This window comes from Alphaproteobacteria bacterium (assembly GCA_004295055.1).
Lineage (GTDB): Bacteria > Pseudomonadota > Alphaproteobacteria > SHNJ01 > SHNJ01 > SHNJ01.
In genome coordinates this window covers 1-12,257 of the sequence record SHNJ01000037.1, presented here as the reverse complement: position 1 = coordinate 12,257, position 12,257 = coordinate 1, and the positions used below count along the sequence as shown (strand labels likewise).

14 protein-coding genes and 3 tRNA genes are annotated in these 12,257 nt (G+C 47.1%); 12 read left to right on the top strand and 5 right to left on the bottom strand.

Going from position 1 to position 12,257, the window contains the following annotated elements; genetic code table 11:
* Both EYC62_09775 and EYC62_09770 read right to left on the bottom strand, forming a co-directional pair.
* Positions 1-86 (bottom strand) — tRNA-Tyr (locus tag EYC62_09775).
* A gap of 121 nt (positions 87-207) precedes the next feature.
* Entirely contained in the window at positions 208-699 is a 492-nt protein-coding gene (locus EYC62_09770) for a hypothetical protein (GenBank protein TAH31702.1), read from the bottom strand.
* A gap of 178 nt (positions 700-877) precedes the next feature.
* On the opposite strand from EYC62_09770, the gene EYC62_09765 reads away from it, so the two are divergent.
* Positions 878-1,714 (top strand): hypothetical protein, encoded by an 837-nt coding sequence (locus tag EYC62_09765; GenBank protein TAH31701.1) that lies wholly within the window; start codon positions 878-880, stop codon positions 1,712-1,714.
* 27 nt (positions 1,715-1,741) lie between these two features.
* On the opposite strand, the gene EYC62_09760 is transcribed toward EYC62_09765, so the two are convergent.
* Entirely contained in the window at positions 1,742-2,170 is a 429-nt protein-coding gene (locus EYC62_09760; protein TAH31700.1) for a hypothetical protein, read from the bottom strand.
* 159 nt (positions 2,171-2,329) lie between these two features.
* On the opposite strand from EYC62_09760, the gene EYC62_09755 reads away from it, so the two are divergent.
* Positions 2,330-2,403: transfer RNA gene (locus tag EYC62_09755), tRNA-Gly, on the top strand.
* Positions 2,404-2,651: 248 nt separating this feature from the next.
* Here EYC62_09755 and EYC62_09750 read toward each other — a convergent pair.
* A complete protein-coding gene (locus EYC62_09750) occupies positions 2,652-3,620 on the bottom strand; it encodes a hypothetical protein (GenBank protein ID TAH31699.1) in 969 nt (322 codons plus the stop codon).
* Positions 3,621-3,716: 96 nt separating this feature from the next.
* On the opposite strand from EYC62_09750, the gene EYC62_09745 reads away from it, so the two are divergent.
* The 10 genes from EYC62_09745 to EYC62_09700 all read left to right on the top strand — a co-directional run bounded on the left by EYC62_09745 (position 3,717) and on the right by EYC62_09700 (position 11,222).
* Positions 3,717-3,932: a DUF4177 domain-containing protein gene (locus tag EYC62_09745; GenBank protein TAH31698.1), complete on the top strand. Its 216-nt coding sequence runs from the start codon at positions 3,717-3,719 to the stop codon at positions 3,930-3,932.
* On the top strand, positions 3,929-4,156 hold the full coding sequence (locus EYC62_09740) for a hypothetical protein (protein TAH31697.1): 228 nt from the start codon (positions 3,929-3,931) through the stop codon (positions 4,154-4,156). Before EYC62_09745 ends, EYC62_09740 begins: the two co-directional genes overlap by 4 nt.
* 8 nt (positions 4,157-4,164) lie before the next feature.
* A complete protein-coding gene (locus tag EYC62_09735; protein TAH31696.1) occupies positions 4,165-4,395 on the top strand; it encodes a 4-oxalocrotonate tautomerase in 231 nt (76 codons plus the stop codon).
* Positions 4,396-4,444: 49 nt separating this feature from the next.
* Positions 4,445-4,520, top strand: a tRNA-Trp gene (locus EYC62_09730).
* 177 nt (positions 4,521-4,697) lie between these two features.
* Positions 4,698-5,135: a hypothetical protein gene (locus EYC62_09725; GenBank protein TAH31695.1), complete on the top strand. Its 438-nt coding sequence runs from the start codon at positions 4,698-4,700 to the stop codon at positions 5,133-5,135.
* A gap of 76 nt (positions 5,136-5,211) precedes the next feature.
* Complete coding sequence (locus EYC62_09720) at positions 5,212-5,499, top strand: DUF465 domain-containing protein (GenBank protein ID TAH31694.1); 288 nt, start codon at positions 5,212-5,214, stop codon at positions 5,497-5,499.
* 529 nt (positions 5,500-6,028) lie between these two features.
* On the top strand, positions 6,029-7,522 hold the full coding sequence (locus EYC62_09715) for a hypothetical protein (GenBank protein TAH31693.1): 1,494 nt from the start codon (positions 6,029-6,031) through the stop codon (positions 7,520-7,522).
* Between the two features lie 186 nt (positions 7,523-7,708).
* Positions 7,709-7,897, top strand: coding sequence for a preprotein translocase subunit SecE (gene secE / locus EYC62_09710; GenBank protein TAH31692.1), 189 nt, complete (start codon positions 7,709-7,711; stop codon positions 7,895-7,897).
* Positions 7,898-7,910: 13 nt separating this feature from the next.
* A complete protein-coding gene (gene nusG, locus EYC62_09705) occupies positions 7,911-8,516 on the top strand; it encodes a transcription termination/antitermination protein NusG (GenBank protein ID TAH31691.1) in 606 nt (201 codons plus the stop codon).
* Positions 8,517-8,633: 117 nt separating this feature from the next.
* Positions 8,634-11,222, top strand: coding sequence for a hypothetical protein (locus EYC62_09700; GenBank protein ID TAH31690.1), 2,589 nt, complete (start codon positions 8,634-8,636; stop codon positions 11,220-11,222).
* Here the strand turns inward: EYC62_09700 and EYC62_09695 are convergent.
* On the bottom strand, positions 11,219-11,962 hold the full coding sequence (locus EYC62_09695) for a hypothetical protein (protein ID TAH31689.1): 744 nt from the start codon (positions 11,960-11,962) through the stop codon (positions 11,219-11,221). The two genes, EYC62_09700 and EYC62_09695, sit on opposite strands and share 4 nt — an antisense overlap.
* Between the last annotated feature and the right edge of the window lie 295 nt (positions 11,963-12,257).

The following is a 12,257-nucleotide window of genomic DNA, read 5'->3' as shown; positions in this document are numbered from 1 at the left end:
TGGTGGAGAGAGCAGGATTTGAACCTACGTAGCCCGAAGGCGCCTGATTTACAGTCAGGTGCGATTGACCGCTCCGCCATCTCTCCATATCGTTTTTCCATTCGTCATGCGGCAAGGAAGACGGTTATAGCGAATCAATTTTTATAACGCAACATTATATCTTGCGGGTAATAAAAAAGCCCGCATTTGCGGGCTTTTTCTGGGTTTCTAGCATCTGGCTTGACATGCCGTCCATTCGGCCGGAATCATACCGTCGACTCCGCTGATGGCGCTGTTGCGGCAGGCCCTGCGTTGTGCCGGTGTCGGGCTGGATGGCATGGTAGAGGAAGAACACACCATGTTACTAAACGGGCTCCCTGTAATCGGAGTCCAGCTTGTGCCATCAAAACTGCGTTTTTCAATGGTGCAGGAACAAGTTATGCATGATGTGCATGTAGTTCCAGTGATGCTGGTCGATATCGAACCGCAAGTCAATGTGGCGCGGCAATTGCTCTCTGAACCTAGAATTTTAGGTCCATACTGACGGTCAGTCGATGGCACATACATTGGTGCAGGGGTATCCGGTTCACCATAGGCGACGCCGTTGTAAACAAACGAACCGGAACGATCCGAAGCTTGTTGCGCTGAAACTGGGTTGGCCAAGATTGCAATGGTCAAAATCGCAACTGCACCAACTAAATATAAAATTCTTGAAAACATAGTTTCCCTCTTCATGTGTTTGTAGGTTTGTAAAAGCAGCGGGAACATATCATTGTTTCGAATCCGGGTAAATCAAAATTATTGCAGAATATCGAATTCACGCATTTTTTTTGCTATATTGTTAAATATTTGAAATAAAATGCTATTGTTTGATCGTATAGATATGTTATTATCAGGTATGAAACTAAAAGGTAAAAATATTTTGTGGGTGGGCGCCGCCTTTGGCGCTAGCGCAGTGGCATGGCTGGGTGCAAGCACAATTGGCAATCGCCACTATTTTCCTCCAGCAGCGCAATTGGGCGCCGCCAGTAACAATTTGCCGCGTGTGCAAAGTTGGCTTCCGGCATTCCGGGTAGATGCCGAAGATTTCAGTAACAAGCAGTTTGTATTGCCGTTTCGTTTGGGTTCCCCGGATGGAGATAAATTTACCAAACAAGGCCATTCCATGTTGCCAGGATTGCTGGTCGGCGATCAGGGAATGGTGCATGTATCAAGAGTCGATGAAGGCGGCGTGCCACGCGTGGTGGTTACCGGTTTGCGTCTGGTGGACGATTTGGAAGAAGCCAAAAAAATAACCGGAGATGATGCCAGCCTGCGTGAAAAAGAATTGCAGCGCCGCGGCAGTGAAACCGCCAGCCAAAGTTCTGGCCAGTTGGTTTCGGTAAACAGCGTTTGGACGTTGTACAATAAAAGATTATGCGATGGAAAATTGTATTTCGATGCTGCGATTGATCCGGTTAAAGAACAAAACCTGTCTTATTATAATTTTTGGAATTCCGATGTTTCGCATCGCAGATCTTTTCATACCCGGTTATGTTCCGTGCCTGAACTGTTATCAAAAGATACTGTTATGGGTCAAACCGCCGGCGGCAATGTGCCGGTATATTCCGGCCCTACATCAATGTGGCTTCAGACCATGGCAACGAATCGTCCGCTGCAATTATTTTTGCCGGGAGTCGCTTTTGTTGGCGTGATTGGCGCATTTTTAACCAGACTATCGTCGCGCACCAGGTAATTGCCGTAAAAATTTTTCTGAATAAAATTACAGGCATCTGGCCCGGCAGCTTGCCCATTCATCATTCACATAGCCATTTAACGTGGGCATGGTCGACGCGCGGCATTGCTGGGAGGATAAATTGCCGGGCAGTTCGGCGCTGGCGCAGACTTCATTTTTGTAGGGGCTGTTTTGTTCCGCCATCCACCGTCCGGCGCTGTCTTTCCGTTCAATAGTGCAAGTGCAGGGAGTACAAAATTTACAAGCAGATCCAGCGGTCGATCCCGCGCTGCCGCAACGCATTTGCGCTTTGCAATTGCCGCTTTCATAAGCTGGAAACTGCACCGCGGAAGATCCAGAAGTGGTGTATTCAATCCCGTTATATTGAATAGAAGAGACCGTTTGCGCGTTGCTTGCGCCAGCCATTCCCAATAACAATATAATAAGAAATATGAATCCAATTTTCTTAGCAGCCATTTATCCCCGCTTGCTATGGATTAATATTGTTTCTGTTTAGCAACATTTTTGTTCATTGTAAAATGTTTTCTGGCCCCAAATTGAAATTAACTATTTGATAGGGGGTTGGGAAATATATTGTGTTTGATTTCATAAGGGGTTAGAACAAGTTCCGCGTATGCGGGTGTAGCTTAGTGGTAAAGCTCCAGCCTTCCAAGCTGGCCATGAGGGTTCGATTCCCTTCACCCGCTCCAAATATTAGCCGGTATTTTTACCGGCTAATATTTGGAATAAGAGTGAGTTTGGGGAATCGAACCGGCGGCAAGGCCGTCCGCGCGTCGCGCGTAAATCAAACCGAGATTCCCTTCACCCGCTCCATCCTACGCCGTAAAAATAAACATAAGTTGTAGGATGTCCTCCGAAGCTCGAACGAGCGTAGGGGGACTGGTCCAGCAAAGGCTACGGCTCGGCAAGCCATATTTTCTTTTCAGATTTTTAAATATTATTTTGCAGCCCGTTCTTTCCAGAGCATGCGCAGCGCGTAATGGCAATTTCCCTTGGCCTGCAAAGCCGCCCATGTACATAACAAAGCGCAGGCGGTAACGCCGCGTTGCGGACCTTGCAACCATTCGGGTATGGCGCTTAAATCCAATACATTGAGCTGTTTCAACATATTGGCCATATTGCCGGCAAAAAACACGACAAAGCTGGCGGCGGCGGCGAAGAAATAGGTAGATTCGCCGCCCAGTTTTTGCACGATTTTAGCGCTTAAGGACAGGCTTTCCGGCGCCGATGGCTGTTTATGATCGGTTAAAACTTTTGATGCGCTGTGCAGAACGGCGATAGTCATCATTACCGGCGCCACGGCAATCGCCATGCCGCCGGAAATCAATCCGTTGATTACCGATCCGCTGGACCAATAAACGGGCGGTTTGCTTAAAATGCCTTTGGCCATTGCACCGGCAGTAACTGGTTGAGGGTTTGGATCTGGTGGGGTTGGATGATTCAACATCCATCCATATCTGGAATTGCCAACCGCTTGCAGAAATGGCCAGCCGCATAACATGAAACTGGCCGTCGCGCTGCGTTGCGGTCCTTGAAACCAACGCGGAATTAAATCAGGGTCGATAATATGCATCTGCCGCAAACCGTCGGACAAATTGCCGGCAACGGCAACAATACTGCATGCGGCCGTTACATAAAAATAGGCGGATGGGCGCGTAAAAAAATTGACCGTGGTTTGAACGATCCGGTAATCGGAATGAAAAGGTTGATTGTTGTGTTGCCGCCGCCAAACCATCATCGCGGCGTTGGTGGTGGCTCCAACGAATATAATCGGCGCGACCACCCATCCCGCGCCGCCGGCGATCACGGCATTGGCTACGTTGGCCACGCCCCATGAAAATGGCGGTTCGTGCATGGTTTTCGCGGCAAAGATAACCGTATTCTGTACCCTTGTTATATTGATCATGGCATGTCTTTTAGGGAAACCACTCATTTATGTCAATGTTTAGTTATTGATTTAATTTAGAATGAAATTGGCGGATGTGTCGGCTAGATTGAATTTATGAAACAATACAAAGTCATCATTTACCGCGAAGGCATTTTTGGCTCGGTTTTGCTGGGCGCATCCAAAGTCGATCCGGAACGTTTTTCTGAATTTTTAAATTACCATGCCGAAGACGGCTGGCGTGTTGTCAGTTTAGAACGCGAAGAACGCCGCACCATGCTGTTTTTCAAACGCGAGGCATTTTTAGTTGTATTAGAGAAAGAGAAATCATGAAAAAATTTACCAGCTCTCCTTTAGGAAATGTGATCGTTGCTTTGTTAATCGCGCTGGGCGCGATTGTTTTAATTTATATGTGGACCGACCTGTTCGACGAAGCTCTGTTTTTCAAATTGATATTCACCGATTTGTTGCTGGTTATTTTGTTGGGCTTGATTATCGCCGTCAAACGCGACGTGGACGACACTAATAAATCCAAGGGCGATAGATATTTCAATTAAGGTGTATAATGCCAATCGTTCATATTTATGCAAAAAATAATAAAACTATCGAAATGAAACGCCGCACCGTGCGCGCCATCACCGAAGGATTTGTAAAACATTGCGGCACGCCGGCCGATGTGGTGCAGATATTCTGGCATGACATGGACGATCACAATTATGGGCGGGGAGGGGTATTGTTATCCGATCGGCCCACGCCTAAAAATTCAAAAAAATCCGCGCCACGCAAGAAGAAATAACCAAATCTTGCTATTTCCCCGGTTTGCGCCTACTATGCCCATCCCTTTTAGGAGCATAGCTCAACTGGTAGAGCGTCGGTCTCCAAAACCGAAGGTTGGGGGTTCGATCCCCTCTGCTCCTGCCACCCTACGCCGTAAAATTTATATTGAGTGTGGGGGGTGTCCTCCGAAGCTCGGAACGAGCGCAGGGGGACTGATCGATTATAGGCTTCGGGTGGCGAGAAGTGAAAGGTTGGGGATTGAACACGCCGCAAAGCGGTGCCCTTTTTTTTAAGCATTAGAAAAACAGACGAGGTGAGATTATGAGACATACGGCAGGATCGTTACAAACGGCCATCCGCGATTCAAAAACTGGGCGGACCGACCCATCCACTCTGCCATGGTTGCGGAAGGATTCGCGAAATCAGGGCGCGCGGCCCCGAGATGTTAAAAAAAGTGAAAATCTTGTCAGTACTCCGGTTGGCAATGCCCTTGAAGCAGTTCCGCTCCAATCGCCTGACAATGATTTAAATGACGGTTCATTAACGCCACGGACTTTTGATGGAGTCGGGTTCGCCTTTCTTTATGACTCTGATGAGGCAAGTCATTTGCCCACTCCCGATGTGCGTGAGTTGATCGCGTCTGTGGGAACAGGGATTGATACCGAAATAAAGCCCTTATCTGGTGGAGTGAGTTTGCCGGCTGGCCCCGGCAATGTGGCGGTGCACGCCATTTTATCCAGAGCTGGAAGGGTTTATTAAAATCGGGTTTGATCCGGATCAAACAGTTTCGAAATAGCTGTCGCTATAATCTATCCTAACAAAGGAGAATCCTATTATGAATAATGCCCATTACGATCTGGCGCATGATTTGCCGGAATTTAAAGAATTGATTCATGTGTTGAAAACATCCGACGGACATTTCAAACATTTATTCGACGAATATAACAAAGTGGTTAAACAAATTCATCGTATCGAATCCGGGGTCGAACAGGTTGCCGATGCCGTGGCGACCGAATTTAAAAAACAACGCCTGGCCTTGAAAGACGAAATGCTGGCCATGTTGCAAAAAGCAAGTCATGGATGCTGTTGCAATAAACAATGCAGCAAGGATCAAGCCGCCTAAAAATAAGATTAATTGCTTTTGTTACGGGAAGGATAATAAGCCTATGACGATAATTATATTATCGGTCATAGGCTTTTTCGTTGATAAAATATAATATTATCCACGCCTGATATAATTTTAATATTGACGCACTGAATCGTTTTGTTATCGTTCCTGTGATTATTCACCAATCATCGGGAGTGAGTGGAATGAGTAAAGGAAGACTTGCCGGCTTGCTTAAAAAGGATCGTGCATGCACGGCGCTAGTATTTAGCGCAGTACAACAAAGAATGGCCTTTGAAGATAGCAAGCGCCCTCCTGTACATGGCCCAAGATCTTTGATGCGAGTAACGGGAATTGGCGGGGCGGCGTTCATGGCTACGGCGGCTTTTGTTCAATTGGCGAATACTGCGATAACGTTGCCTGTAGGACCAAAAGCAGAGGTCACACAAAGAACGGACACAAGGCCCGGTGATTTAGCGGACTTGCCGGCTCTTATTATACTTTAAGCCGTTAAGCTAATTCTATTAAACTTGTCGTTATAGTTGAGATGGGACAATCTGCTACAAACGATATATTTACCGACGCCGATTGGCGTTTGCCAATAATCATCGTTCGCGCCAAGGCCTCCGCGCTGTTTATGGGAGCTTGGCGTGATAGGTTGCTTCGAAGGCAGATTGATCCGTCTCGCCTTTTATCTTCCCGAAAAAAAATTGATCCTAAGGCTATCGTGTTGATGGATAAAGTTCGCGATTATACGAATGAACAATTCGAATTGGCTTTAAGATTGGCGCCAACCGACCATCCGGTGCGCCTGGATTATATATGCTTTTTGACCGCTCCATTAATGCCTTTTGAAAATAAATCCCAAGAGCAAGAGAATAGGATTGAAAATGCGGTAATGCGCGCGGGACAAGTTTTTCATGAAATCCCGCGCACGGCGGTCGACATGCGCGAGGCCGCTGAAACAGCAATCATTACCGCGCAGCGTTATCTGCATGCCATGGCCAACAAAAAGGGTGCGGTAGAATCTCGAGCCACATCCCCGAGGGATAGAGATTTTATAATCGCGCACATAGATGAAATTAACAGCGACATTCGCGCAGACGTGGCCCGTATAGAGGGAAAAATAAAAAAACATCCTGATAGGCATGATTTATGGGTTGTTCGCGCTCGTCATATTATGAGAGGGATAGGTTTTAACCGCTTGCTAAAGGTGGAAGGAGAGGAGTGGCTTCGTGAAACCGCGAGCATCATAGATAAAGCGATTGCGCCGTTGGTAGAAGAATGTACCAAATCCGGTGGCCCTGAAGCAGTCGAGGCTTTGTGTCAGGTTATCGGCCATTTACACAATATTTCTGATGTGGCCGACATGCCCAGGAAAGAGTATTGGACTCGCGAAGCATTTTCACTCGCTGTTGGTTTGCTGGAAAAGGAGGGTAAGCCTAATCAAGATGCTTATCCGGTATGGCGCGGAATTTTATGTTTATGCGGTGCAATTGTGAAAGGCGAAATTGGTTCCAAAATGATGCGGCGTGCAGACGGGGAATCAATAGATGGCGTTTCTGTATGTACAAGGGAAGCGATAGAATTCGGCGCAAAATTTTTTCCATGTGCCCTGCAATATTTTCCAAGCAGCCTTCAAATATACGAAGCCTATGAAAATTTTTTAACCTATTTAATTAAGCCCTTACCCCATCCTAATCCGGATTTGATAGATACGATGATTAGAGTTTTATCCAAATCTAGTGAGTTTGACCCTAGAATTCCGAAGCGCATTGAAGAATTAAAAGCGCAAAGAGAAAATAAAGATGGCAAGCCGGCTATCGATTGTTCCTTGCCGTTTGATGCTAAAGCGGAGCTAGAGAAAATTGGACCAGCCTTACAAAAATTACGAGCCAAGGATAAAAAGCTGGCTGCGCCGGAAGCAAAAGAATGGATGGCACCGCGTGTAAGGCAATGGAAAAGGCATTTTCGCCGGAATCCAGACATGGCTGCTTTATGTCTGGCGATACGGTTACACCGGGGCGGGGTGGTGCGATAAAGCCCAAAGGCCCATTTTTAGGCCTAAAAAGCCGGTTTTGCCGCCCATTACAATATATTGACAATTTAGCCGGTTAATGGCAAAAACTTCCCATGCGGCGGGTAATTCCCGCCGCAAACTTTATGCATGTCCTCCGAAGCCTTGGCGAAGGAGGATTGAAAAACAACTTTATAGATGGCAGGCACTATGACTACCTCTCCGGCGAAATTTTTTCGCGAAGTCAAAATTGAAATCGGCAAGATCACTTGGCCGACCCGCAAAGAAACCATGATCACAACCGCGATGGTATTTGTATTCGTGATTCTCGCGGCTTTATTCTTTTTGGCGGCTGATGGCATTATTGCCTATGCCGTGCGCCACATCATGGGCTGGTAATATTGGGTGAACCATGAACGAAACTTCGACCGCAACCACAGAAAACGCAACTCCGCAAGCAACCGCGCCGGCCGCAAAACCGCCGCGCTGGTACGTGCTGCATGTTTATTCGGGCTTTGAAAACAAAGTCGCGCAGGCGATTCGCGATCTGACCAATCATAAAAAGATCGGATCGAAAGTGCACGATGTCATGGTGCCAATGGAAGAAGTGGTGGAAATGCGCCGCGGCGCCAAGGTGCAAACCGAACGCAAATTTTTCCCAGGCTATATTTTGGTGAAAGCGGAAATGGACGATAACGTCTGGCACGCCATGTCAACCATTCCAAAAGTAACCGGTTTCGTCGGCGGTTCGGGCAAGGGTAAACCGATTCCAATTTCCGATGCCGAAGCCGATCGTATTATCCGCCAGGTGAAAGAAGGCGTGGAACGTCCGCGTCCGTCGGTATCGTTTGAAGTCGGCGAAAATGTTCGCGTCATCGACGGTCCGTTTGCATCGTTCGCCGGCACGGTTGAAGAAGTCGATGAAAACAAATCCCGCGTCAAAGTATCGGTGTCGATCTTTGGCCGTCCGACCCCGGTCGATTTGGATTACGCCCAGGTGGAAAAAAACGCCGGCTAGTTCCAGTGTAAGTGATTAAAAGCCGCTGTTTCAGCGGCTTTTTTTATGATTTATCCGATTGATATTTTGTATCCTTTTTGATATATTGTTATACCAAAAAGAACATGGATGGATGGTATGAGCAATCAACAGGAATATAAACCAAATCCCTATGGCCCCCAAGCATTTGACAAAAGTGGGCCGACGTTCGGCCAAGAAGAACCCAGAAAACCAAGAAACTGGTTTAATACGGCCAAAGTATGGGTGTTGGCGGGTTTAAGCGTCACGGTTTCTATTTTGTCGGTAGCCCCGACGGTACAACGCTTGGTACAGATTAAGCAGTTGAGCAATCAGTTTACGCAGAATTATAAGCAAGGCAAAACAGACCAAGCGATGTTGGCTTTGGCAAAGTTGTACGCGATTACGCCAGCGGAGCGCTATTATAAAAATTTTGGGGAAGTGGCGACAAATTATTTAGCCAAACGCGTTAATGATAAGGCCTGGCTTAACTCTGCGGAATGGCAAAATGATCAAGAACTGTTTAAGCAGATTTTAAATATAAAAGGGATCGATCAATCTTTCTTTGGCGGCAATAATCAAAATTTGCGCGATTTTGTATTGATGGCGCAGAAGGTTATGTTTTGGGAACGCATGACAATGATTGCAGAACTGCAACCATCGGCGGCAGCCCAAATTTATGTGGGCGGAATTAAATCAGGCTATGCAGTACCCGCTTTGCCAAGCTATGACCGCGCCAATCAAAAAATGGCGGATCTGAGTTTCATGAACAAAGACGTGCTTGGGATTTTACGGCAAAACAAAGATGCCGATCCGCAATTGAAATTTATGGCGGCGTTGGCGGACACTTATAACCTATATGCCGAAGCCGGCTTGTATTGGCAGGACGCAAGAACTATGGATGCCGCCAACGCGTATTTACAAGCATATATCGGATTTAAAACCGAACTTTCAACACAGCAAAGCATGCTGACCTTTATGCGAATGGATTCGGCGGAATATTGTTTGACCCGGCTTTGCACAGCAAGCCCAGAAGTCCGTGCCGCAGTTGAAAAAGAATCCGCGCAACATCCATTTTTGAACAGAATATTGCTTTTGGCGGATAAACAAAAATTTGCAAACCAATATTCCAAAGCCATGTATGCGGATAATGACGGTGTAGCCGCGATTGGGTATGCGCTTGCCGAAGCAAAAATTTCCAATGATCTGGGCATGAAGCTCTCCACTTATAAATATAAATTGGTCAATGCGGCGGCAACCTCGGACGAGGCACTGGATATTTTACGTCGAGAGTCGGCAAAAGATGCATCGTTGCAAGGCACTCTTCGCGAAGCCGAAGCTTACCGGGTATTCAGAACGGGCTTATCTTTTGAAACTAAGGGTGACCATGTATCCGCCATTAAAAAATATCATGAAGCGTATTTGCAAGCCGAAGGTATAGAAGAGAGCGGACCGGCGAGTTTAAGAGAGATCGCCAGGGGATCGATGATTGACGCGGCAAAGCGGTCTGACGAGGCGTTTGCATACTTTAAATCGTTGTGCACAACCAGTGCGGCGTTGACGGCCGCTGTCCCAGAAATACAATCAGACCGCCTATTGATAAAGGCGCTGGAGATCAGCAACGTGGATCCCGATAAAGCCATGGATTTATGTATCCAACGTTGGAACGGCTGGACCGGCAGCAAAGACGGCATGGATTATGAAATAGCGGACTTGGCGGCGCATTCCGGCGCGGCCATGGAAAGATTGAAATCGGCTGCAAAAGATAAGCCCGAATTAAAAGCTTTGATTGCAAAAGCGGAAAATAGAGCAATCGAGTTATTGATATCCACTGATCCGGTTGCCGCTATTGGCCATGCTGTAGAATCTTGGAAAAAAGATAAAACCACGGTTGCGCCATACAAAAACTTTGCCGAGATGGTAAAGGCCGCGTCGGAAACCCCGCAAAGTTTACAGGCATTGCAGCAAGCCGCGATTGCCAATCCGCAACTAAGCGCTATGGCGAAAGAAGCTGAAGCAAAATACCAATTGAATCAGCGCTTGGATCAAGCCAATCAATTATATACCGAAGGAAAGTACGAAGAATCCGCTAAGATTTATTTGGCGGACAGGACGACTGATACCAGTGTCAATGTTTACTCCCAATTGCGTGTTTTGGCCGGTTGTTCTGACAGAGTTGTCGATCTGTTGCGTCCACATGCCGATACAGACCCAAGAATCCAGCAGCTGATAGCGGGAGTTCCAGGCGACCGTGCTTACGCCGGATGGAAAGAATTGAAAGAAAAAGATCCGGTCGCTGCCGTAAAATTATGGCTAGACCATTGCGCTGACTTTACAGATGCAAATTATGCTCATGTATCGGAATGGGTGGCGGATACTGCGGCGAAGAATGCCGATGTCGGAAATATCCTGGAAACACAGGCGCAAAAAGACGCCAAGTTTGTTCCTGTGTGGCAAAAGTCAAAACGCATCCGGGCCGGTATTGAAGATGGGTTGTCTTCAATTGTCGATTTAACGGTCAGGCCAAAAAAACAGCCTCAAAAAGGCAAAGACGTTGAAGTGGGCGGACAAAAGGATGAGTTATTCAGAGCGTTTGATAAACAAGAAAGCCAAGTTTCGTCCAATGGGTGCGGGAATAACGCTCAACCGGTTCCATTCTTGTATTTTGCCGCTATTCGCCGCAGAGGAGATTTAGCGCGCGCCGCTTAGGGTTTGATGGGTATAAATCTTTCCCACCATGGTTTTTTGACATGCAGCAATTGGCGTAACGGGGTCTTTACCACAATCAGTAAGATGCCAATCGACAGCAAACACCACACGGCCGGCCACTCATTATGATTGTCGGTCAGCAATGCGGCAAGGCCAGGTCCCAGCAACAGATGATACAGTGTGATGCGCCAAGATCCATACAAAACTGGTAATACAAATCCTACAAATACATAAGGGATATAAAGACTGCGGATTATGGGATCAAAATCGATCATCCAGGCATCGAACCAATGGTTCAATGGCAATTTCCAGGCGATATGCCAGTTGCCGCGCACCGAACATAATTCATCGCCGCACAATGGCCGCCCGATTTCGCACAACGACAATCCTTGCAGCGGATATAAATGCAGCATCATCACCACGGCGGAGAAAAAACATAATATGTAAGCGGCTGGCGCGATTTTACGCGCGGCAACATGCGGAATGAAATACAGCGAGATTGCGTTGATGAAAAACGGCTGAAAGGCGATATGGATGTACCCCAGCAACGTGGCGACTTGATTGGCGGGATTGCCGCATTGGCCGATCACCGAATAGGTGTAAGCCTGCAACGCTTCCATCAGCGAAAAGTACCCGAGGCAAATCCACAAAACCGTCGGCTCTTTTTTATACGCCGCCCATGCGGTGGTGCCTAAACCAACCGCGGCCAATACTGTTGACGCTTCGCCGGACCAACACATGTTTTTTCCACAAAGTTTATTTCATCAAACTTTAACGATAGTTTCTTATATCCGTAATCATACGGCTTTAAAAGTCCTGGGTGCTTGTTCTTTATTTTTATACGCAATAATAATGGTAGCTGAGAGAAGACCTTATTCCCCTCAATTAACCACCGCAATGCAACAAATGCGGAAAGCGGACGAGCGCGATCTGCGGGAAAACGAGATTTTACCACGTTTAGACGAGTTGTTCGGGGAAATAAGAGCCGGGTTAAAATCCGGCCGTCACCCCATCCTATTATCGGAACGTTTTTAT

Excerpts from the sequence above, each read along its gene's own strand:
- EYC62_09770 (TAH31702.1), bottom strand. The coding sequence starts at position 699 with ATGTTTTCAAGAATTTTATATTTAGTTGGTGCAGTTGCGATTTTGACC.
- EYC62_09765 (TAH31701.1), top strand. The coding sequence starts at position 878 with ATGAAACTAAAAGGTAAAAATATTTTGTGGGTGGGCGCCGCCTTTGGC.
- EYC62_09760 (TAH31700.1), bottom strand. The coding sequence starts at position 2,170 with ATGGCTGCTAAGAAAATTGGATTCATATTTCTTATTATATTGTTATTG.
- EYC62_09750 (TAH31699.1), bottom strand. The coding sequence starts at position 3,620 with ATGATCAATATAACAAGGGTACAGAATACGGTTATCTTTGCCGCGAAA.
- EYC62_09745 (TAH31698.1), top strand. The coding sequence starts at position 3,717 with ATGAAACAATACAAAGTCATCATTTACCGCGAAGGCATTTTTGGCTCG.
- EYC62_09740 (TAH31697.1), top strand. The coding sequence starts at position 3,929 with ATGAAAAAATTTACCAGCTCTCCTTTAGGAAATGTGATCGTTGCTTTG.
- EYC62_09735 (TAH31696.1), top strand. The coding sequence starts at position 4,165 with ATGCCAATCGTTCATATTTATGCAAAAAATAATAAAACTATCGAAATG.
- EYC62_09725 (TAH31695.1), top strand. The coding sequence starts at position 4,698 with ATGAGACATACGGCAGGATCGTTACAAACGGCCATCCGCGATTCAAAA.
- EYC62_09720 (TAH31694.1), top strand. The coding sequence starts at position 5,212 with ATGAATAATGCCCATTACGATCTGGCGCATGATTTGCCGGAATTTAAA.
- EYC62_09715 (TAH31693.1), top strand. The coding sequence starts at position 6,029 with ATGGGACAATCTGCTACAAACGATATATTTACCGACGCCGATTGGCGT.
- secE (TAH31692.1), top strand. The coding sequence starts at position 7,709 with ATGACTACCTCTCCGGCGAAATTTTTTCGCGAAGTCAAAATTGAAATC.
- nusG (TAH31691.1), top strand. The coding sequence starts at position 7,911 with ATGAACGAAACTTCGACCGCAACCACAGAAAACGCAACTCCGCAAGCA.
- EYC62_09700 (TAH31690.1), top strand. The coding sequence starts at position 8,634 with ATGAGCAATCAACAGGAATATAAACCAAATCCCTATGGCCCCCAAGCA.
- EYC62_09695 (TAH31689.1), bottom strand. The coding sequence starts at position 11,962 with ATGTGTTGGTCCGGCGAAGCGTCAACAGTATTGGCCGCGGTTGGTTTA.